Here is a 19,760-nt window from a genome sequence, read left to right on the forward strand (position 1 = left end):
GGAAGCACCGTGGTCAGGACGGCGGCGTGAAAAGCGACGTGATTTCCGGGTGAACGCGGGTCGCGGTTCACTTGGAGGTCATCCCTCGTGCAGCACGGCCCGATGCGCCATGACCGACGGTCATGGCGCATCGGGCCTCCTCGGCTCAGCCTTCGCCCATGCCCTCGGCCGGTTCCGCAGCGCTGCCGGCGCGCACCTTGGCCTCGATTTGCTGGCCGACCTTCGCGTCAACGTTTTTCCAGTACGCAAAGGCGCGCTCCAGTACCGGGCTGCGCACGCCGCCGAGCAGGCTGCCGGCGACCTGGTCGACGAATTGTGCGCGCTGGGCGTCGTTCCACACCTCGCGCACCAGGGTGCCGGCCTGGCCGAAGTCGTCGTCCTCGGCGTGCAGGGTATACGCGCTGCGCACCATCTCGCCGTCGGCTTCCCAGCCGTTCTCGACCGGGCCGGTGTCGTCCGACCACGGGCGACCGCCGCTGTTGGGTGCATGCACCGGCGCGTTGCCGCTGTGGTGGTAGGCCATCTGGCCATCGAACATGTACGTGTTCACCGGCACCTTGGGCTGGTTCACCGGCAGCTGGTGGAAGTTGGTGCCGATGCGGTTGCGCTGCGCGTCGGCGTAGGCGAAGGCGCGGCCCAGCAGCATCTTGTCCGGCGACAGGCCGATGCCCGGCACCGTATTGCCCGGCGAGAACGCCGCCTGCTCGATCTGCGCGAAGAAGTTTTCCGGGTTACGGTTCAAGGTCATCGTGCCGACCCTGATCAGCGGGTAATCCCTGTGCGACCAGACCTTGGTCAGGTCGAACGGATTGAAGCGGTAATTCTTCGCCTCCGCATACGGCATCACCTGCACCGACAGATCCCACACCGGGAATTCGCCGCGCCTGATCGCGTTGAACAGGTCGGCGCGGTGGAAGTCGGCGTTCTCGCCGGCCATCGCGGCCGCCTCGGCGTTGTTGAAGAAGGCCATGCCCTGGCGGGTGTGGAAGTGGTACTTCACCCAGAACTTCTCGCCCTTGGCATTGATCCACATGTAGGTGTGCGAGCCGTAGCCGTTCATGTGCCGCCAGGTGCGCGGCAAGCCGCGTTCGCCCATCACGTAGGTGACCTGATGGGCGGTTTCCGGATTGGACGTCCAGAAGTCCCATTGCATGTGGTTGTCGCGCAGGCCCGAGTCGGGCAGGCGTTTCTGGCTGCGGATGAAGTGCGGGAACTTCATCGGGTCGCGCAGGAAGAACACTGGCGTGTTGTTGCCGACCAGGTCGTAGTTGCCTTCGTCGGTGTAGAACTTCAGCGAGAAGCCGCGCACGTCGCGCCAGGTATCCGGGCTGCCCGATTCGCCGGCGACGGTGGAGAAGCGCGCCAGCATGTCGGTCTTCGCGCCCTTCCGGAACAGTGCCGCTTTCGTATAGGCCGATATGTCTTCGGAGATTTCCAGCACGCCGAACGCGCCGGCGCCCTTGGCGTGCGGCTGGCGCTCGGGCACCTTCTCGCGGTTGAAGTGCGCCATCTGTTCGAGGAAGTGCACGTCGTGCAGCAGCAGCGGGCCGTTCGGGCCGATGCTCAGCGAGTTGCGGTCGCTGACGGCTGGGGCACCGGAGCCGGTGGTGGAGGTGCCGGGCTTGTTCGGGTCATGGGACATGGGGATTGCCTCCTTGGTTGATGGCCAGCCGGGGTAACCTGATCGAGTCTGCCCCCATGCACCCAAACAAGCCATTCGGTTTTTCCGATCGGGACGATAGGCGGTGTCATCCCGGTCCGCGACCCGGCACCGGCTTTCACGGCCGCTGGCCGGAAGGATGGAGAAGATGGGCGATCAGGAATATCGTGTAGGGCTGATCGCCTGATCCTGCTGACTCCACTGATACCCCAACCCAAGGAAATGCCATGACCACCAAAGCCTACGGCGCCCACGCCGCCGACAAGCCGCTGCAGTCCCTGGACATCGAGCGCCGTGCGCCCGGCCCGCAGGACGTGCAGATCGAGATCGCCTATTGCGGCGTCTGCCACTCCGACCTGCACACCGTACGTTCGGAGTGGGGCGGCACGCTGTATCCCTGCGTGCCCGGCCACGAGATCGTCGGCCACGTCAGCGCCGTGGGCCATGAAGTCACCGGCTTCAAGGTCGGCGACACCGTGGGCGTGGGCTGCCTGGTCGGCAGTTGCCAGCATTGCGCGGCCTGCGACGAGGGGCTGGAGCAGTATTGCGAGAACGGTTTCGTCGGCACCTACAACGGCCCCACGCCGGACGCGCCGGGACACACCCTGGGCGGCTATTCGCAGCGCATCGTGGTGGACAGGAAGTTCGTGCTGAAGATCCGCCATCCGGAAGAGCAGCTGGCGGCGGTCGCGCCGCTGCTGTGCGCAGGCATCACCACCTATTCGCCGCTGCGCCACTGGAAGGTCGGCCCCGGCAGCAAGGTCGGCGTGGTCGGCATCGGCGGGCTGGGTCACATGGGCGTGAAGCTTGCCCACGCGATGGGTGCGCATGTGGTGGCCTTCACCACCTCGGACGGCAAGCGCCAGGCGGCTTTGGACCTGGGCGCGAACGAGGTGGTGGTGTCGCGCAACGCCGACGAGATGAAGGCGCACGCCAACAGCTTCGACTTCATCCTCAACACCGTGGCCGCCAGCCATTCGCTGGATGCCTTCACCAGCCTGCTCAAGCGCGACGGCACCATGGTGCTGGTCGGCGTGCCGGAGCATCCGCATCCGTCGCCGAATATCGCGAACCTGATCTTCAAGCGCCGCGCGATCGCCGGTTCGCTGATCGGCGGCATCGCCGAAACCCAGGAGATGCTGGATTTCTGCGCCGACAAGGGCATCGTCTCCGACATCGAGATGATCCGCGCCCAGCAGATCGACGAGGCCTACGACCGCATGGTCAAGGGCGACGTGAAGTACCGCTTCGTGATCGACAACAGTTCCCTCGCGGGCTGATCTCGCTTCCGCTCCCTCCCCTGCAACGCAGGGGAGGGCTGGGGTGGGGTCGCTCCCGGCTCACCCGCGCCAGTTCGCATGCCGCTCCCAGAACGCCACCGCTCGCCGATACGCCGCGCGATCCAGCGGCACGCCCGAACCGCCTTCCTCCACGCCCAGCGCATTGCGCAGCATGGTGATCGGCACCATCGGAATCTCTTCCGGCTCAGCGGTGTAGAGGCAGCCCACCACGCCCCAGTCCGCGTCGATCGGCGCGCCTTCCTTCGCCAGCTGCTCGCGGGTGTAAAGGATCGGCAACAGATAGTTCGCGACCGGCGGATCGATGCCTTCGAACCAGCGCACCAGTACCGGCAGTTCGTCGGTGCTGCGCGCCTCGTAGGCGGAACGAAGCAGGTGGCGATTGGCCTCGGTGATCGGCGTGGCGGTGCAGCGCGTGGACGTCCAGTTGCGGTGCACGTGCAGCTTGCAGAACGGGGCGTAGCCGTCGAGTACGTGCAGCGGTGTTTCGCTGTTGAGGCGCCGCTCGAACGCCTCGGCGCTGCAGTCCTGGATCGCGCTGGGTCGCTGGTCGCGGGGGAACAGGCGGGTGCGCGCGAATCGGGTCAGGACGATGGACATGGCGTGTTCCGGCCCGTCCGTTCAGACGCGTCCGGTCACCGGGATCAGCGCGCCGGTGATCGCGGAGGACTGTTCCGACAGCAGGAACACGATCACGTCGGCGAGTTGCTCCGGCCTGACCCAGCGGGAGAAGTCGGCCTTGGGCATGTCGGCGCGATTGGGTGGCGTGTCGATGATGCTGGGCAACAGCGCGTTGACGGTGATGTCGCGTTCCTTCAGCTCCTCGGCCAGCGCTTCGGTGAAACGCATCACACCGGACTTGGAGGCGGTGTAGGCGCCGACGCCGGCACCGGCCTTCACAGCGGACGCGGCGCCGATGTTGATGATGCGGCCACCCGCCTGCAGGTGTTCCAGCGCAGCCTGGCTTGCCGCCACGGCGCTGCGCAGATTGACCCGATACAGCAGGTCCCAGGTATCCACGCTGCCGTCGGCGACGTTTTCGTAGCGGAAAGTGCCCGCGATATTGACCAGCGCGTCGAGGCCGCCCATGGCATCGGCAGCCGCCGCCAGCGCCTGCTTCGCCGCCTGCGGATCAGCCAGGTCGACACCGCCGAGACAGGTAGCCTGGGCAAGGCCGCCAGCCGGCGGATCGGCCCGATCGATGGCCGCCACCCTGGCGCCGGCGTCGAGCGCCGCGCGCACCGCCGCCAGGCCGAGTGTGCCGAAACCGCCGGTGATTGCGATGCGTCGCTGCTTCAGTTGCATGGTGCTCTCCAGGGATGTCCACCGAACAGGATAGCCGCCCCGCCGGTTGCCTGAAAGCGGCGCCGACCCGCCCAAGCGATGCCGATGCCCTGTGTCAGGCCACGAACTGCAACCGCGCCAGCTCGGCGTACAAGCCGCCTTCGGCCAACAGGCTTTCATGCGTGCCCTGCGCCACGATGCGGCCACCGTCGAGCACCACGATGCGGTCGGCGCGCTGCACGGTGGCCAGTCGATGCGCGATCACCAGGGTGGTGCGGCCTTTCTCCAGGCGTTCCAGCGCCTGCTGGATCGCCGCTTCGGATTGCGCGTCGAGCGCCGAGGTGGCCTCGTCGAGCAGCAGCAGCGGCGCGTCGCGCAGGATCGCGCGGGCGATCGCGATGCGCTGGCGCTGGCCGCCGGACAGGCGCACGCCGCGTTCGCCCATCTCGGCCTGGTAGCCGTCGTGCAGGGCGCTGATGAAATCGTGCGCCTCGGCGGCGCGGGCCGCCTCGTGCACTTCCGCGTCGCTGGCGCCGTCGCGGCCGAAGCGGATGTTGTCGGCGGCGCTGCCGCTGAAGATCACGGTTTCCTGGGGCACCAGCGCGATCGCGCCGCGCAGGTCGTCCAGCGTCACCGCGCGCAGGTCGACGCCGTCGAGGCTGATGCGGCCGGACTGCGGATCGTAGAAGCGCAGCAGCAGCGAGAACACCGTGCTCTTGCCGGCGCCGGACGGGCCGACCAGGGCGACGGTTTCGCCGGGGCGCACGTCCAGGGTGAAGTCGTGCAGCGCGGCGGTGTCGGGGCGGGTCGGGTAGTGGAAGCTGACCTGCTCGAAACGCAGCGCGCCGCTGACCGGCCGGGGCAGGGCCAGCGGTTGCGCGGGCGCCACGATTTCGGGACGCTCGTCGAGCAGTTCGCCCAGCCGTTCCATCGCGCCGGCCGCACGCAGCACGTCGCCCCACACCTCGGACAGGCCGGCGACCGAGCCCGCGGCGAATACCGCGTACAGCACGAACTGGCCCAGCACGCCGGCATCCAGCGTGCCGGCCAGCACGTGGCGCGCGCCGGCCCACAACACCAGGGTGATCGCGCCGAACACCAGCACGATCACCGCCATGGTCAGCAGCGCACGCATGCCGATGCGCCGGCGCGCCGTGGCCAGCGCGCGCAGGATCGCGTTGCTGTAGCGGGTGCTTTCGATGTTCTCGCGGGCGTAGGCCTTCACCGCGGTGGAGGCGTTCAGCGTTTCGTTGGCGATCGCCGCGGCGTCGGCGAGGCGATCCTGGCTGGCGCGCGACAGTTTCTGCACGCGCCGGCCGAACACCAGGATCGGCAGCATCACCGCGGGGATCACCAGCGCGGTGAGGCCGGCCAGCGACGGTGCGGTCCACACCATCATGGCGCTGGCGCCGACCAGCATCACCACGCTGCGCAGCGCCACCGACACGCCCGAGCCGATCAGCGCCTGCACCACCTCGGTGTCGGCGCTGAGCCGCGACAGCAGCTCGCCGACGCGGCTGCGCTCGAAGAAACCCACGTCGAGCCGGATCACCTGCGCATACAGCGTCTGCCGCAGCGAGGCCAGCGCGCGTTCGCTGAGCAGGGTGATGCAGAAATAGCGGGCGGCGGTGGCGAAGGCGAGCACCAGCGCCACGCCGAACAGCGCGATGAAGGTCTCGTTGATGACCGCGTTGCTGGAGTGGCCGAAACCCTGGTCGATGATGTGGCGGAACGCCAGCGGCAGCACCAGCGACGCGCCCGAGGAAAGGCCGAGGAACAGCAGCCAGCCCAGCGCCAGCACCCGATGGGGTTTCAGGAACGGCCACAGTCCGCGCAGGGCACCGATGCGACGGGAAGGGCGGGGTGTATCGGTGGTGGCGTCGCTCATGGGTACTCGCAGATGGGGGCGGGAATGACGCGGGCAATGCCATTCAAAGTGGGGCGTGGCACGGTCGATTCAATCGTCGTGCTGGCGATTGCCCGGACGGTTGCCGGCTGCGACGGTCAATCCAGGCGTTTCGCGCTGCTGCGGCCGCGGCTGATGTCGCTGATGCGCAGGCAGGCCTCGGCGATGTGGCTGTCCGGCAGGCGCAATTCCAGTTCGACGCCGTCGGCACCGAACGACTCGTGTTCGACCTCGGCCTGCAGCTCCTTCAGGCGCGCCTTGAGCAGGGCCAGTTCGGCGAAGTCGCAATGCAGGGCCAGGCGCACCATCGCCACGATCGGGGTGCGCTCGGCGCGGCGCAGGCATTCGGCGGCGGTGCCGCCATAGGCCCGCACCAGCCCGCCGGCGCCGAGCTTGATGCCGCCGTACCAGCGCGTCACCACCACGACCACGCCGTCCATCTGCTGGCCCTCGATCGCCTGCAGGATCGGCCGGCCGGCGGTGCCACCGGGTTCGCCGTCGTCGTTGAAGCGATAGTCCTGGCCGATGCGGTAAGCCCAGCAGTTGTGCGTGGCGGCGGGGTCGGCGATGTCGCGCAGGAAGTCCAGCGCCTGCCCGGGCGTCGTCACCGGGGCGGCGTTGGCGAGGAAACGGCTTTTGCGGATTTCTTCCTGATGAGCGCAGCGCTGGACCAGGGTCGACAGCGGCTCGCTCATGGTTCCTGCAGTTGCGCCTGCAGCTCGGCTGGCAAGGGCCACTGCGGATGCGCCTGGCGGAATGCGCGCAGCCGCTGCAGCGCCTCGTCATGCTGACCTTGCGCGAACAGTTGGCGGATCTTGTCCAGCTCCTGCGCCGGCGTATCGCCGGGCCGGGCGGCGGTGGCCTGTTCGCCGGCTGCGGCGCTGGAGGCAGCCGGTTGGTCGGCCTGGTCGAGCATGCCGCTGGCCGTCGCATTGGCGGACACTTCCTGCGGCGGTGCGGGCGGTGCGGGCGGCGCCGGGGGCGGGGGCGGTGCGTACTGCACCTGCGGCGCGGGTGCGGCCACTTCGGCGAGCGGTGGGGGCGCCGCCATCGGTTTGGCCGCGGCCGCGCGTCGAGCCGACTGGACCGCGCTGTCCTGTTTCATCTTCTTCGCCGCGGCTGCCTGCAGCGCGGCGCGCTGATCGGCGAGCCGGGGTGTCGGCTGGGCGGCGGGCGCCGTGGTGCCCGCCAGCGGCGTTGCGGCTTCGCGACCGGCCATGTCGGAGGTGGCGGGCGTGGTGGCCTCCGGCGCGGCGACCGGTGCCGACGGTGGCGGGCTGGATTCGCGCAGCTGCCAGGCCAGGCCGGCCACCAGCACCAGGCTGGCGGCGCTGCCCAGGGTGATCAGCCACGGTGGTGCGCGCCGCCGCCGCGGGGCGCCGTCGATCGAAGGAATCGCCTTTGCCGTGACCGCCGAAACCGGCTTCGGATGAACCCAGTCGCCGGGCTCGCGGGGACCCTTGCGCCGCTCGGTAACGGTGGGGTCGCCGGCTGGGGCGAGGGCCGCGGCGGCCGCACGCAACACCGCCGCATCCAGCGCGGGCGAAGGCTCGCTGCGCGGCAGCTCACGATACAGCGCGGCCAGCTCGGCTTCGCCGGGCAACGGCTCGTCGGCTGAGGGCGGATCGTTCGGGGGCAGGGGCGTGGTCATTCGGACAGCACTTCGCGTAGTCGATTCATGGCATAGCGCAGGCGCGACTTCACCGTTTCGCGCCCGGCACCGGTGACCACGGCAATTTCCTCCAGGCTCAGCTCCTGCTCCAGCCGCAGCAGCACGGCGGTGCGCTGTTCGTCCGGCAACTGCTCGATCGCCAGCTGCAGGTTGCGTCGGCGTTCGAAGGCGGACAGCGCGTGCTCGGGCTGCTCGCGTTCGGGCGTGGCCAGGCTGGCCAGTGCCAGCTCGGCTTCGTCGCCATCGGCCATCGGGCGCTGGCGGCGGGTGCCGTCGATCATCAGGTTGTGGGCGATCTGCAGCAGCCAGGTGCTGAACTTCGCCTGTGGCTGGTAGCGTTCGCGGGCGCCGATCACCCGGCTCCAGGTTTCCTGGAACAGCTCGTCGGTGCGATGCGGATCGCGCACGCTGCGCAGCAGAAAGCGGTACAGCATGCCGCGGTGGCGCGCATACAGCGCCTCGAACGCGGCAAGATCGCCACGGGCGTAGGCCAGCATCAGCAGGGCATCGGGATCGACCGCGGCATCCATGGAGTGCGAGGGTAAGGCAAATCGTCGGGGAGCGGGGAGGTTGTGATGTTTCCCGCGAAAAGCGTCACCCCCTCCCAACCTGCCCCCGCATGCAGGGGCAGGAGAAAGGGCAGATGGTGGCGCGCTCCTCCTGTCCGACAGATTTCGACGGCACGGCCAGGCTGCTCCCTCTCCTGCACGCAGGGGAGGGTCGGGGCGGGGTGCTCTTGCCGGTTCCAGCCCCGCTGCGCGGTGGTGGCCGGGGAAGGGCAGCGGGGAGAGCCTGCCCATGACCGCCACCGCCGCAGCGGGGCCGGAAACCTCAGCGCGCCGCGGTGTCGCTGGCGCCGTCATGACCGCGCGTGGCCAGCCCGCTGGCCAGTTTCACCAGTTGCACGAAGCCGGCGCGGTAGCCGTCGGCATCGTCGCCCCGGGCGTCGTTGGCCAGTTTCGCGATCTGGGTGTAGCCGTAGCCGTCCAGGTATTTGCCGCCGCGCAGGGCGTCGGCGAAGGCGGCCACCGCGGCGGCGTAGCGCAGGCGTTCGCTGGCCTGGGCTTCGGCGTGTGCGGCAATCGGTTGTTCGACGAGCTTGCTGTCGGATTGCCCCGGCAGCTTGTAGCGCAGGCGCAGGAAGGCCAGTTCGTTGCCGCTTTCACCCGTGGCCACGTGTTTGCCGTAGCGCAGCGGATCGATGCGCGCGGCGTTCGAGCCTTTCGGGGTGATCTCGTAGATCGCGGTGACGTTGGCACCCGCGCCGATCTCGCCGGCGTCGACCTTGTCGTTGTTGAAGTCCTCGCGCTTGAGCATGCGCTTCTCGTAGCCGATCAGGCGATATTCCTGCACCTGCGCGGGATTGAACTCGACCTGGATCTTCACGTCCCTGGCGATCGTCAGCAAGGTGGCGGACATCTCGTCGACCAGCACGCGGCGGCCTTCCTGCAGGCTGTCGATGTAGTGGTGGCTGCCGTTGCCCACGTCGGCCAGCATCACCGCCATCGCGTCGTTGTAGTTGCCTTCGCCGAAGCCCAGCGTGGTCAGCGCCACGCCGCTCTTGCGGTGGTCCTCGATGGTGGTCTTCAGCGCTTCCTCGTTCACCGTGCCCACGTTGAAGTCGCCGTCGGTGGCCAGGATCACCCGGTTCACGCCGCCCTTGATGAAGCCCTGTTCGGCCTGCGCATAGGCCAGCTCGATGCCGGCGCCGCCGTTGGTGGAGCCGCCCGCCGACAGTCGGTCGATCGCCGCGTCGATGGTGGCGTGCTGGTCGCCCGCGGTGGAGGGCAGCACCACGCCGGCGTAGCCCGCATAGCTGACGATGGCCACGCGGTCCTGCCTGCGCAGCTGGCGCACCAGCTGTTTAAGCGAGGCCTGCAGCAGGGGCAGCTTGTCCGCCTCGTCCATCGACCCGGAGGTATCGATCAGGAACACCAGGTTCGAGGCGGGGATCTGCGCGGCCGGCACGCGGTAGCCCTGGATGCCGACCAGCAGCAGTTGCCGCTTCGCGTTCCATGGCGCGGGCGCCAGCTCGGTGGTGACGCTGAACGGCTGCTCGCGACTCGCCGGCGGCGTGTAGCCGTAGTCGAAGTAGTTGATGAATTCCTCCGCCCGCACCGCGTCGGCCGGCGGCAACTGCCCCGCACCCAGCATGCGGCGCACGTTGGTGTACGAGCCGGTGTCGACATCGATGCTGAAGGTGGACACCGGCTGCTCGCTGACCAGCTGCACCGGGTTGGTGTCGCGATGGGTGTAGTTCTCGGTATTGACGTCGCCCGGCATCGGCTGCATCAAGGTGGGTGACGGCATGTAGGCCATGCGTTTCGCGCTTTGCGCGTTGTAGGACATCGCGGCAACCTCGGCCAGCGCCGGTGGCGCAGGAGGTGCCGGCGGCGCCGCGGGCATCGGAACAGCCCGGCCGGCGGGGGCGGCGCGGTCGGCGGGACTGCCGCTCGGGCCGTCGCTTCGGGACTTGGCTTGCGCCGTGGCCTGGGGATTAGTCGGCGCGGGCTCCACCACCGGCTCGGCGGTTGGCGTGGATGCGCCGTCGTTCTTGCGCGCGTGGGTATCGGTGGCGGGTCGCGACACGCTGCAGCCAGTGACGATCACCAGCAAGGCCAGCAGCAGGCTGCGCAGCAGGGCTTTCAGTTTCATCGGGCGGTTCTCCTCTCAGAGTTTGTGAAGAAAACCACGGTCCTGTGGTTTTCTTCTATCGCAAGTCCGGTACACGCCCGGACTCCCTCACGCGAATCAGTCACTTGCGTGACCGATCCGCGCCCGCCCCTCCGTGGCCGGGCTTCGAGGTTGAAAAGCACAACCTCTCAGCGGTGAAAGGTGAAACGCCGTGAACGGGGAAACGGGGTCAAACCGGTTGCGGCGCGGTAGCATGGCGCCCCTGCGCGACATCCACCGGACCGACATGATCAACAACGACGTACTGCGTTCCATCCGCTACATGCTCGACCTCAGCGACGGCAAGGTGGTCGAGCTGATCCACCTGGCCGATGCCGACGCCCCGGTGACGAAGGAAGACGTGCAGGGCTTCCTGAAGAAGGACAACGAGCCGGGTTATCTGGAATGCGGCAACCAGACGCTGGCGCTGTTCCTGGACGGCCTGGTGTTCCACCGCCGCGGCAAGGACGACAGCCGTCCGGCGCGGCCGCCGGAGAAACGCGTCACCAACAACGTGGTGTTGAAGAAGTTGCGCGTGGCCTTCGAGCTGAAGGACGTCGACATGCACGAGATCCTCGAAGCCGCTGGCCTGCCGATCTCCAAGCCCGAACTCAGCGCGCTGTTCCGCCAGAGCGACCACAAGAACTTCAAGCTGTGCGGCGACCAGCTGCTGCGGAACTTCCTGAAGGGGCTGACCATGCGGGTGCGCGGCAACGGCTGAGCGGGGAACGCGTTCGGTGTCCTTCTCACCGATTACAGCGACACCGCCGGATAGTGTTCGACATAGGACTCGCCGTTGCAGCCGTAATAGGTCACCTGCCGTTCGAGCAGGTCGACCTCATAGCGCACCACGCCCGCGTTCCAGCTGGCCTGCAGGAAGTCCGGAAAGCTGCTTTCCCCGGCCTGGTCGGTGCGCAACGCGCGGATCAGCGCGGGCTGATCGAAGCCGGGCACATCAGCCATGCCGGACACCAGCGGCGTGCCTTGTTGCAGCACCGCGCCGCGCCCGGTCAGGTACAGACTCTGGCAGGCGGGCAGTTGCCACACATTCCGTGTCACGCCCGCGCGCCTCAGCGTTTCGGCGAGGTACGGAAAGCCGCCCACGCGGGGACGAACGGCCATGGCTTGCGCTTGCGCGGCTTGAAGGTGGGCCATCGCCTCACTCATGGGGCTTCTCCCGGTTCGTGCATGGAAGGATGAGGTCAGGGTGTCGACGCGTGCGGCCTAATCGACAGGTGCCGCGCTGAACGGGTGGGCATCGGCAAGTTTCTGCAGAAGTCTGCGCAGCTCGCTCCGCTCGCTGGCGGCCAGGACGGAGAAGAAGCGGTTGTCGTTGCCGTTGGCGATGTCGGTGAGCGCGGGCAGCAGGCGCTTTCCTGATCGGGTCAGTGCCAGCAACTGCGCGCGGCTGTCCTGCGGGCTCGGGGTGCGCAGCAACAGGTTCTTGGTCAGCAGCTTGTCCAGCACCTTGGAAACGGCGCCGCGGGTCATGCCCATCGCGTCGGCGAGCGATGCGGCGGTGATGTCGGGATGCATTTCGACATGGTTGAGTGCGACCCATTCGGCGACGGAGAGCTGCCGTTCCTGCAGGGCGCTGGCGAAAGAGCCGGACACCTGGTTGGAGACCAGCCGCAGCCAGTAACCCAGGTGTGCATGCAGCGGATTGGGCGGGACTTTTTCCTTCGATGCGTTCGGCACGTCCGGTTCACCAGAAAGGTTCCATGGAACGCATATTGTTTCCATGGAACCTGTATGTCAAGTGCCGCGCACGAGCGCCGGTTGCCTCAGGACGCCATCGTCTCGTCGGTTGTCACCGTGGCCTTGCGCTCCTGCTTGCCCCAGCCCACCGACGGGCCCTTGATGGCCGTCCAGACGGAACGCACCACCACGTAGTACATCAGCTGGCGATAGCCGAAGCGTTGCAGCACCAGCCACCACAGCAGGCTCCACTTCTCCTTCCTCTCCATCGCGAAGGCCAGCGCGCAGGCGGCCAGGTCGATGGCCATGAAGGCCGCGTAGAACACCAGCATGCGGATCAGGTTGGTGTCGTCGAACTGGCCGCGGTGCTGCAGGTAATCCAGCGCGGTGCTGACGATCTGCCAGACCAGCACCAGGTCGACCAGCGGCGAGACCACCGAGAACAGGATCTGGAACAGCCACACCTGCGGCAGCGCAATCGTGCCCAGTGAACCGTAGCGGGGATTGAAGGTGGCGTTGCGGTGCTTCCACAGGCATTGCAAGGTGCCGTAGGCCCAGCGGAAACGCTGGCGAGCGAGGCCGCGGGCGCTGTCGGGCGCCTCGGTCCAGGCAACCGCCTCGGCATCGAACAGGGTCTTGAAGCCGGCCTTCTGCACGGCGATGGTCAGGTCCTGGTCTTCGGCCAGCGTATCGGCGGGGAAGCCGCCGAGCTGTTCCAGGGCTTCGCGGCGCCATGCGCCCACGGCGCCGGGCACCACGGTGATCGCGCCCAGCGCGGCCAGCGCGCGGCGCTCGAGATTTTGCGCGGTGATGTATTCCAGCGCCTGCCACAAGGTGATTAGGTTGATCCGGTTGCCGACCTTGGCGTTGCCGGCGACGGCGCCGACCTTGGGGTCGGCGAACCAGCGCACCAGTCGTGGGATGGTATCCGGCTCGAACTGGGTGTCGGCGTCCAGCGCCACCACCACCGCGCCACGGGCTTCGTGCAAGGCGGTGTTGACGGCATGCGCCTTGCCGCCGTTGGGGATGGTGAGCAGGCGTACCCGCGGCTCGTCGGCGTAGTGCTGGCGCACTACGGCCGAGGTGGCATCGACCGAACCGTCGTCGACCACGATCACTTCGAGGTTCGCGTAGCGGCTCTTGAGGATCTGGCGGATCGAGCTGGCAATCACCTTTTCCTCGTTGTAGGCGGGAATCAGCACCGAGACCAGGGGCGGCTGTTCGCCCAGCGCGGGCGCCACGCGCCGCTTCTCGCGGGCGCGGTTGAGCAGGGCCAGGCCGCCCAGCAGGATCAGACGCGCCACGCCCAGCGCAATCGCCGTGGTCAGCAGCCAGCGGATGAAGTGGCCGAAGAAGCCCAGCGCCAGGAACACCACGCGGTCGGTCCATTGCGACAGCGAGCCGGGCGCGATCGGCGGCATGGTCTGCGCGCGGGTAAGCCCGGCCAGCTCCGACACGGTGACGAACTGGTAGCCCTGCGCGCGCAGGCTGTCGATGATCCGCGGCAACGCGGCGATCGTCTGCGAGCGTTCGCCACCGCCGTCGTGCAGCAGCACCACCTGGCCCTTGCGCTCCACGTTTTTGGTGTTGATGGCGTTCAGCACGTTGGCGACGATGGCGTCGACGCCGGGACGCTGCCAGTCTTCGGCGTCCACGTGCAGGCCGACCGACAGGTAGCCCATCTTCTGCGCGATCTCGATCGGCACCAGCTCGTCGGCGGTGGTCGGTTCGGCGTCGCCGAAATAGGGGGCGCGGAACAGCCGCATCGAGTGGCCGGTCAGCGCCTCGAACAGTCGCTGGGTCGCGTTGAGTTCCAGCGAGACGATGCCTGGCGGACTGTCGCCCAGGTTGGGATGGGTGAAGGTGTGGTTGCCCACGTCATGGCCTTCGGCGACTTCGCGCTGCACCAGCTTCGGCGACATCTCCGCGTTTTCGCCGATGATGAAGAAGGTGGCCGGCACGTGCCTCGCCTTGAGGATGTCGAGGATCTGCGGCGTCCATTCGGGGTCGGGGCCGTCGTCGAAGGTCAGCGCGATCTTGTGCGGCAGGGTGCCTGCGCGCTGGATCACGTAGGAACTGGGCAGGGCGGTGTAGCTTTCGTCATCGATGCTGCCATCGTCCTTGTCCACCTCGATGCTGCGTGCGCCGGCGGAAGGCTGGGAGGCGATTTCCAGCACCTCGCCCTGGCCTTCGATGTCGATGTCCTCGCCGGCGCCGATGGTGCGCAACGGGTCGGGCGCGGACGCGCCGTAGGGACGGCCAAACACCGACCACACCGAGGGATCTTCCGAGCCCAGCCGCCACAGGGCGTAGCCGTACGGCTTGTACTCGTCGGCGGCGTGGATCTGGTTGTACGCGGTGACGCCATCGAGGAACCAGACCTGGTGGGTGCTGCCGTCGTCCTCGTCGTAGGAGAAGTGCGGGTTCTGCGTGTCAGGGTCGAAGGCGATGTCGGCCTGGGCGTCGCTGGCGCGATCCATCGCGTCCTGGAAGGTCAGCGCCTCGGCATTGTTGCCGTGCGACCAGTCGTAGCCGTAGCTGCCGATCGCCACGATGGTCTGCTCCGGGTCCAGCTCCTTCATGCGTTTTTCGAGCGTCTGCTCGAACCATTGCTGGCCGGCGATGCTGCCCGGCGTCTTGCCGGCCCAGTGTTCGTCGTAGGCCATCAGTACCACGAAGTCGACGATGTCGGCGTAGCCGGCATAGTCCCAGCTGGCATCGTCGAACGGCACCGACAGCACGATGCCCCAGCCGTGCGGGTCGAACGCGTCGTTGAGTTCGCCGAGGAAGGTTTTCAGGTCCGGCTGCGCGGATTCGGGCAGGTCCTCGAAATCGATCGTCACGCCCTGGAAGTGGTTGGCCGCCACGAACGCCACGATCTCCCCGATGCGCGCCTGCCGCCGCGACGGATCGGCCAGCAGGCGGGCCAGCCCCGGGCCATCCCAGTTCGCGTCCACCGCGTTCTGCAGCAGTGGCAGGATCGGGGTGGACGGCTTCTGCTTGCGGATCAGGTTGATCGCCTTCGCATCGACGCTGGTGTGCAGCGCCATGTCCTTGCCGCTCAGGCTCATCCACGACGGAATCACCCAGTCCAGCTGGGGCAGGCTGCGCTTCAGCGAGGAATAGCTGCTGTCGTCCCAGTTGACGTAGAAGCCGATCGCCAGCGGCCGGTCGGCGGGCTTGTCCAGCGAAGGCGGCGGCACGTGGCTGGCCGCTGCCTTGCTCGCATGTGTTTTCGGGGCATGCAACAGCTTCTGCCGCGCACGCACTTCGGCGGCCAGCTTCGCGGCGGGCTTCAGCAGTTCCGGGGCAGCCGCCTTCACGGTGGCCAGGGCATGTCGCGTGCGGGCGTGTTCGCCGATGTGCAGGCCGTCCATGGTCGGGCCCACGAACAGGCTGATCGCGCAGGCGACCACGAACAGGGTGCTGACCACCCCGGCCAACAGGGCCAGCCGCGACACATGGCTGGCGCGTCGGCCGGAGGGGTCGAAGAAGATCGGTTTCTTTTGCATGCCAGGGCCGGGTCGACAAATACCGCAAGGCGCCAATCCGGTCGGGCCCCGATACGGATCGGGAGCGCGGATGTCGCGAGTGCGCAGTATCGCCGATCCGTCGTGCGCCGCATCGCACCGTGGCCCGCGTCAGTCAGCCGCTGTTGCCCTCGCGCCGGCGGCCATGGACGCGGTCGTCGCCGTGCGCTCAGGTGATCACGGCGCCGGGGACCGGCCGGCGGAAGTCTTCCGGACGCCGATCCCGGGTCAGCCGGAACACGCCTTCGCGCACCTTGCGCGGCAGCACCACGTCGAGCACGGTGGTCTGGTGCGGCCCGAGGATGGCGAGCAGGTCGTCGCGCCCGTCGCTTTGCGCCAGCGCGTGATGAACCAGGCCGACCAGGTCCACCGGCTGCACGCTGGCGCCGTACGGACGATGGCTGGCCACGGCGGGGCGCAGGGTCTTGCGGCTGTTGCGCGGGTCGGCCACGCGGGCGTCGCCGGCGAGCAGGCTGTAGTCGAGGAACAGCGAGATCGTGGTGCGCTGTTTCGAATTGGCCTGGCGATCGAGCAGGAAGCCTTCCGGCAAGAGGTCGGCACTGGCCGGCACACCGGCGGTGAGCAGGAAGCCGGCGCCGGTCAGCGGTTCGCTGGCCTCGTCGGTGAGCCGCACGATCAGCAGGCTGCGCGGGTCGTGGATGTGCACGCGCGGCGCGAACGGGCCGGCCGGTTCCAGCTCCACCTTGTCGGCGTCGCGGGCGGCATTCTCGCGATCGAACGCGTCGCACAGCGTTTCGTAGTCCTCCGCGCTGCGCACCTGCAGGCAGCGCAGGATCGCTGCCACGGTATCGGGCGCCGCGGCGGCCATGATGCCCAGGCGGTCGCCGGAGTGCGCGGCGCCGGCGATCAGCTTGAACGCACAGCGCGGGCCGCGGCTGAGGTTGAGCGCCAGCGTGTCGATGTCGCCATCGCGGCCGCCTTGCGGCGACAGCACCGCATGGTGGGCGTTGAGGTTGGCCGCGGCGATGCGTACCACGCCGTCGGAGCCGTCTTCCCCGGTGTAGCTGTTGAGGTGGTCGTACAGCGTGCGGTCGGGGCGGTCGCCGGTCAGCACGAACGGGAACTGGCCGCGTTTCACTGGATCGTCGCTGTGGATGTAGTCGAGGTTGAGCGACAGCGACTGCGCGCTGCCCAGCTCGAGCCAATCGAGTATCCGTTGGCCCGGCTCCACGCCATCGAACCACGACTTGAGCCGGCTCAGCAGACCCTTGCCCAGTTGCGCCAGAGCGGAACCGAAGTTCGCCGGCGCCAGCATCACCAGGTGGCTGAGCCGGATCGTGCTGTGCGTGGCGGGCCGGTCGCGCTGGGCGCGCAGCCACTCGCGCACCACCGGGCCGCCGGTCGAGTGGGTGATGCAGGCGAAGCTGGCGTCGCGCAGATGCAGGTCGCGCAAGGCGTGATCGAAGCCGCGCACCAGGTCGGCCACGGTCACCGCGTCGTCGAAACTCACGTACTCGGAAAGCCAGATGTCGGCGAAGCTCAGCGCGACGCCGGCCGCCGCCGCGTGCTGCTGCAACTGCTGCGGCAACTGGCCATAGGTGGAGGTGTCGGTGACGCTCCAGCCGTGCACGAAGACGAGGGTGGTCATGCGCAGACTCCGATGCGTTGATCCATGCCGGGCAGGCTCCCCGTCGCCATGCCTCCGGCATGGCCTGCGATCGCGTCGGCGCGGGGCACCGGCATAATGACATCAGCACCCGTCATCATCCACCGACCTGTCCGGAATCACCGATCCATGACCATGAACGCGTTGCTGATCCTGATCGTGCTGGCCAGCACACTGGCGTGGCTGCGCTGGCGCCGCAGCAGTCGGGTGCTGTTCGGCCTGGCCGTGCTGCTGTTGCTGGCGACCGGTTGTGGACCGCTGCCGAGCTGGCTGCTGGCGCACCTGCAAGCGGAAGTCGCGACCGACGTGCCGATCGTCTGGGGCCAGCGCAACGCCATCGTCTTGCTGGGCGCCGGCACGGTGCGCGCGGGTGATGCGGGAGCGGTCGAGGCCAGCCTGTTCGCCTATGGACGAATCAGCAAGGCGGCGATGTCGTACCGCGCCTGCCGGCAGGCGCCACGCGATTGCAAGATCGAGGTCAGCGGCGGTGATGCGCGGGGACTGGGCCAGTCGGAGGCGGCGATCTATGCGCTGGACCTGCAACGGCTTGGCGTCGATCCCGCCGACGTGCTGCTGGAGCCGCGCAGCATGAACACCTGGCAGAACGCGCAATTCAGCGGCCCGTTGCTGAAGGCGTATGGCGCCGATCGCGTGCTGCTGGTTTCGTCCGGTTTCCACCTGCGTCGGGGCATGCTGTACTTCAGCCACTTCGGCATCCACGCCACGCCGGTGCGCGCCGACTACGTCAGCGGCGTCACCTCATGGGAGCCGTTGTCGTACAACTTCGCGATGGCCGACATGGCGCTGCACGAATACGCCGGCATCGCACGTTACCGCTGGTACAACGCGATGGGCTGGAACGTGGAGGCGACCAGGCCCGGCGCGTTGTAGGAGCGCGCTGCTACGCGGACTCGCGCATGACCATCAGGCGGAGCTCGGTCATGTCCTCGATCGCGTAGCGGATGCCTTCGCGGCCCAGGCCGGAAAGCTTGATGCCGCCATACGGCATGTTGTCCACCCGGAAGCTGGGGATGTCGTTGACCACCACGCCACCCTGTTCCAGCTCGTTCCACGCACGCATCGCGTGGTCCAGGCTGTCGGTGAAGATGCCGGCCTGCAGGCCGTAGTCGGAGTCGTTGACCATCGCGATCGCCTCGTCGAACTTCCGGTACGGGGCGAGCAGGGCGAACGGGCCGAAAGCTTCCTGCCGACTGGCCTTGGCATCTTTCGGAACGCCTTCCATCAGGGTGGCGTCGAGCATGTTGCCGTTGCGCTTGCCGCCGCAAAGGACCTTGCCGCCGGCTTTCTTCGCTTCGAGAATCCAGCCGTGCAGGCGCTCGGCGGCGGCCTCGTCGATCATGGGGCCGAGGAAAACGTTCTTGTCCTTCGGGTCGCCGGCCTTGAGTTTCCTGGTGGCGGCGACCAGCTTGCGCTTCAGCGCATCGTAGATGTCGGCGTGGGCGTAGATGCGCTGCACGCCGATGCAGCTCTGGCCGGACTGGTAGAACGCGCCGAACACCAGGCGCTCGACCACCTTGTCCAGCTTCGGGCCCTGGTCGGCGTCGACGATGCACGCGGCATTGCCGCCCAGTTCCAGCACCACCTTCTTGCGCCCGGCGCGGGCCTTGAGGTCCCAGCCGATCTGGCCACCGGTGAACGAGAGCAGCTTGAAGCGTTCGTCCTCGACCAGCGGCGTGGCGTGCGCGCCATCCAGGGTGAGGATCGAGAACGCGCCCTTCGGCAGGTCGGTCTCGGCCAGCACTTCGCCGATGATCAGCGCGCCGATCGGGGTCTTCTCCGCCGGCTTGAGCACGAACGGACAGCCGGCGGCGATCGCCGGCGCCACCTTGTGCGCCACCAGGTTCAGCGGAAAGTTGAACGGCGTGATGAACGACACCGGCCCCAGCGGCACCCGCCTGGTGTAACCGTGATAGCCGTCCAGACGGCTGGCCAGTTCCAGGTTGATGGTCTCGCCGTTGATCCGCACGGCTTCCTCGGCGGCGATGCGGAACGTCTCGATCAGCCGGGTGACTTCGCCGGCGGCATCCCTGATCGGCTTGCCCGCCTCGATGCACAAGGCCTCGGCCAGTTCGTCGCGGCGTTCGCTGAAACGCGCGACGCAGTGCTGCAACACCGCCTGCCGCGCCCACGGCTTGAACTCGCGCATCGGCCTGGCCGCCTTCACCGCGGCGGCGATCGCCTTCCCGGTGGCCTTCACATCCGGCACGGCGACGCGGGTGGCCAGCTTGCCGCTGTACTTGTCGCGCACGTCCAGCATCGTCTTCGATGTCTGCGGCCGGTTGGCGAGGTAGTAGGGGTAGGTCTTGTTCAACATGGGCGCTTGCCGGCGGTTGCGATCCGGCAAGCATAGGACGCGGCGGTGTTCAGGGCTCGTGAGCCGTCGCGGGGTGT

16 protein-coding genes are annotated in these 19,760 nt (G+C 68.0%); 3 read left to right on the top strand and 13 right to left on the bottom strand.

Translation table 11 applies throughout. The annotated features are described in order from the left end of the window. Positions 1 to 145 precede the first annotated feature (145 nt). The gene (locus UU7_RS03765) at positions 146 to 1,642 is read right to left on the bottom strand and encodes a catalase (protein WP_007805494.1); all 1,497 of its coding nucleotides are present in this window, start codon (positions 1,640 to 1,642) and stop codon (positions 146 to 148) included. Positions 1,643 to 1,887: 245 nt separating this feature from the next. Here UU7_RS03765 and UU7_RS03770 point away from each other — a divergent pair, with 245 nt between their 5' ends. Further along, positions 1,888 to 2,940, top strand: a complete 1,053-nt coding sequence (locus UU7_RS03770) for an NAD(P)-dependent alcohol dehydrogenase (RefSeq protein WP_007805496.1) — start codon at positions 1,888 to 1,890, stop codon at positions 2,938 to 2,940. Positions 2,941 to 3,000: 60 nt separating this feature from the next. Here UU7_RS03770 and UU7_RS03775 read toward each other — a convergent pair whose 3' ends face one another. From UU7_RS03775 to UU7_RS03805, 7 genes are all read right to left on the bottom strand, one after another. Further along, a complete protein-coding gene (locus tag UU7_RS03775; protein WP_007805498.1) occupies positions 3,001 to 3,558 on the bottom strand; it encodes a DUF3228 family protein in 558 nt (185 codons plus the stop codon). A 21-nt stretch (positions 3,559 to 3,579) separates the two neighbouring features. After that, the gene (locus UU7_RS03780) at positions 3,580 to 4,263 is read right to left on the bottom strand and encodes an SDR family oxidoreductase (RefSeq protein ID WP_007805499.1); all 684 of its coding nucleotides are present in this window, start codon (positions 4,261 to 4,263) and stop codon (positions 3,580 to 3,582) included. Positions 4,264 to 4,357: 94 nt separating this feature from the next. Next, positions 4,358 to 6,130, bottom strand: coding sequence for an ABC transporter transmembrane domain-containing protein (locus UU7_RS03785; protein WP_007805501.1), 1,773 nt, complete (start codon positions 6,128 to 6,130; stop codon positions 4,358 to 4,360). Between the two features lie 116 nt (positions 6,131 to 6,246). Further along, positions 6,247 to 6,843 carry an IMPACT family protein gene (locus tag UU7_RS03790; protein ID WP_007805503.1) on the bottom strand — a complete coding sequence of 199 codons (597 nt, stop codon included), beginning with the start codon at positions 6,841 to 6,843 and terminating at the stop codon, positions 6,247 to 6,249. After that, entirely contained in the window at positions 6,840 to 7,799 is a 960-nt protein-coding gene (locus UU7_RS03795; protein ID WP_007805505.1) for a hypothetical protein, read from the bottom strand. The genes UU7_RS03790 and UU7_RS03795 overlap by 4 nt, the downstream gene beginning before the upstream one ends. Next, positions 7,796 to 8,350, bottom strand: coding sequence for an RNA polymerase sigma factor (locus UU7_RS03800; RefSeq protein ID WP_007805506.1), 555 nt, complete (start codon positions 8,348 to 8,350; stop codon positions 7,796 to 7,798). The genes UU7_RS03795 and UU7_RS03800 overlap by 4 nt, the downstream gene beginning before the upstream one ends. A 301-nt stretch (positions 8,351 to 8,651) precedes the next feature. Then, positions 8,652 to 10,475 carry a vWA domain-containing protein gene (locus UU7_RS03805; RefSeq protein ID WP_007805507.1) on the bottom strand — a complete coding sequence of 608 codons (1,824 nt, stop codon included), beginning with the start codon at positions 10,473 to 10,475 and terminating at the stop codon, positions 8,652 to 8,654. A 265-nt stretch (positions 10,476 to 10,740) separates the two neighbouring features. On the opposite strand from UU7_RS03805, the gene UU7_RS03810 reads away from it, so the two are divergent. After that, the gene (locus UU7_RS03810) at positions 10,741 to 11,214 is read left to right on the top strand and encodes a YehS family protein (protein ID WP_007805509.1); all 474 of its coding nucleotides are present in this window, start codon (positions 10,741 to 10,743) and stop codon (positions 11,212 to 11,214) included. Between the two features lie 32 nt (positions 11,215 to 11,246). On the opposite strand, the gene UU7_RS03815 is transcribed toward UU7_RS03810, so the two are convergent. The 4 genes from UU7_RS03815 to UU7_RS03830 all read right to left on the bottom strand — a co-directional run bounded on the left by UU7_RS03815 (position 11,247) and on the right by UU7_RS03830 (position 17,330). Beyond that, complete coding sequence (locus tag UU7_RS03815) at positions 11,247 to 11,615, bottom strand: DUF1398 domain-containing protein (RefSeq protein WP_202946782.1); 369 nt, start codon at positions 11,613 to 11,615, stop codon at positions 11,247 to 11,249. Positions 11,616 to 11,717: 102 nt separating this feature from the next. After that, positions 11,718 to 12,191, bottom strand: coding sequence for a MarR family winged helix-turn-helix transcriptional regulator (locus tag UU7_RS03820; protein WP_007805512.1), 474 nt, complete (start codon positions 12,189 to 12,191; stop codon positions 11,718 to 11,720). Positions 12,192 to 12,277: 86 nt separating this feature from the next. Continuing rightward, positions 12,278 to 15,703: a trifunctional glycoside hydrolase family 18/polysaccharide deacetylase/glycosyltransferase family 2 protein gene (locus UU7_RS03825; protein ID WP_007805514.1), complete on the bottom strand. Its 3,426-nt coding sequence runs from the start codon at positions 15,701 to 15,703 to the stop codon at positions 12,278 to 12,280. Between the two features lie 187 nt (positions 15,704 to 15,890). Further along, entirely contained in the window at positions 15,891 to 17,330 is a 1,440-nt protein-coding gene (locus UU7_RS03830; RefSeq protein ID WP_007805516.1) for a lipase family protein, read from the bottom strand. 147 nt (positions 17,331 to 17,477) lie between these two features. Here UU7_RS03830 and UU7_RS03835 point away from each other — a divergent pair, with 147 nt between their 5' ends. Next, positions 17,478 to 18,239 (top strand): YdcF family protein, encoded by a 762-nt coding sequence (locus UU7_RS03835; protein WP_007805517.1) that lies wholly within the window; start codon positions 17,478 to 17,480, stop codon positions 18,237 to 18,239. Between the two features lie 10 nt (positions 18,240 to 18,249). Here UU7_RS03835 and UU7_RS03840 read toward each other — a convergent pair whose 3' ends face one another. Then, the gene (locus UU7_RS03840; RefSeq protein WP_007805518.1) at positions 18,250 to 19,683 is read right to left on the bottom strand and encodes an aldehyde dehydrogenase family protein; all 1,434 of its coding nucleotides are present in this window, start codon (positions 19,681 to 19,683) and stop codon (positions 18,250 to 18,252) included. Positions 19,684 to 19,760 lie beyond the last annotated feature (77 nt).

It is taken from the genome of Rhodanobacter spathiphylli B39, assembly GCF_000264295.1.
Taxonomy (GTDB): domain Bacteria; phylum Pseudomonadota; class Gammaproteobacteria; order Xanthomonadales; family Rhodanobacteraceae; genus Rhodanobacter; species Rhodanobacter spathiphylli.

What these genes read in the sequence shown, in the direction of transcription:
- UU7_RS03775 (WP_007805498.1), bottom strand. Translation starts at nt 3,558, where the DNA reads ATGTCCATCGTCCTGACCCGATTCGCGCGCACCCGCCTGTTCCCCCGC.
- UU7_RS03805 (WP_007805507.1), bottom strand. Translation starts at nt 10,475, where the DNA reads ATGAAACTGAAAGCCCTGCTGCGCAGCCTGCTGCTGGCCTTGCTGGTG.
- UU7_RS03785 (WP_007805501.1), bottom strand. Translation starts at nt 6,130, where the DNA reads ATGAGCGACGCCACCACCGATACACCCCGCCCTTCCCGTCGCATCGGT.
- UU7_RS03780 (WP_007805499.1), bottom strand. Translation starts at nt 4,263, where the DNA reads ATGCAACTGAAGCAGCGACGCATCGCAATCACCGGCGGTTTCGGCACA.
- UU7_RS03835 (WP_007805517.1), top strand. Translation starts at nt 17,478, where the DNA reads ATGACCATGAACGCGTTGCTGATCCTGATCGTGCTGGCCAGCACACTG.
- UU7_RS03800 (WP_007805506.1), bottom strand. Translation starts at nt 8,350, where the DNA reads ATGGATGCCGCGGTCGATCCCGATGCCCTGCTGATGCTGGCCTACGCC.
- UU7_RS03795 (WP_007805505.1), bottom strand. Translation starts at nt 7,799, where the DNA reads ATGACCACGCCCCTGCCCCCGAACGATCCGCCCTCAGCCGACGAGCCG.
- UU7_RS03830 (WP_007805516.1), bottom strand. Translation starts at nt 17,330, where the DNA reads ATGACCACCCTCGTCTTCGTGCACGGCTGGAGCGTCACCGACACCTCC.
- UU7_RS03790 (WP_007805503.1), bottom strand. Translation starts at nt 6,843, where the DNA reads ATGAGCGAGCCGCTGTCGACCCTGGTCCAGCGCTGCGCTCATCAGGAA.
- UU7_RS03810 (WP_007805509.1), top strand. Translation starts at nt 10,741, where the DNA reads ATGATCAACAACGACGTACTGCGTTCCATCCGCTACATGCTCGACCTC.
- UU7_RS03825 (WP_007805514.1), bottom strand. Translation starts at nt 15,703, where the DNA reads ATGCAAAAGAAACCGATCTTCTTCGACCCCTCCGGCCGACGCGCCAGC.
- UU7_RS03840 (WP_007805518.1), bottom strand. Translation starts at nt 19,683, where the DNA reads ATGTTGAACAAGACCTACCCCTACTACCTCGCCAACCGGCCGCAGACA.
- UU7_RS03770 (WP_007805496.1), top strand. Translation starts at nt 1,888, where the DNA reads ATGACCACCAAAGCCTACGGCGCCCACGCCGCCGACAAGCCGCTGCAG.
- UU7_RS03815 (WP_202946782.1), bottom strand. Translation starts at nt 11,615, where the DNA reads ATGGCCGTTCGTCCCCGCGTGGGCGGCTTTCCGTACCTCGCCGAAACG.
- UU7_RS03765 (WP_007805494.1), bottom strand. Translation starts at nt 1,642, where the DNA reads ATGTCCCATGACCCGAACAAGCCCGGCACCTCCACCACCGGCTCCGGT.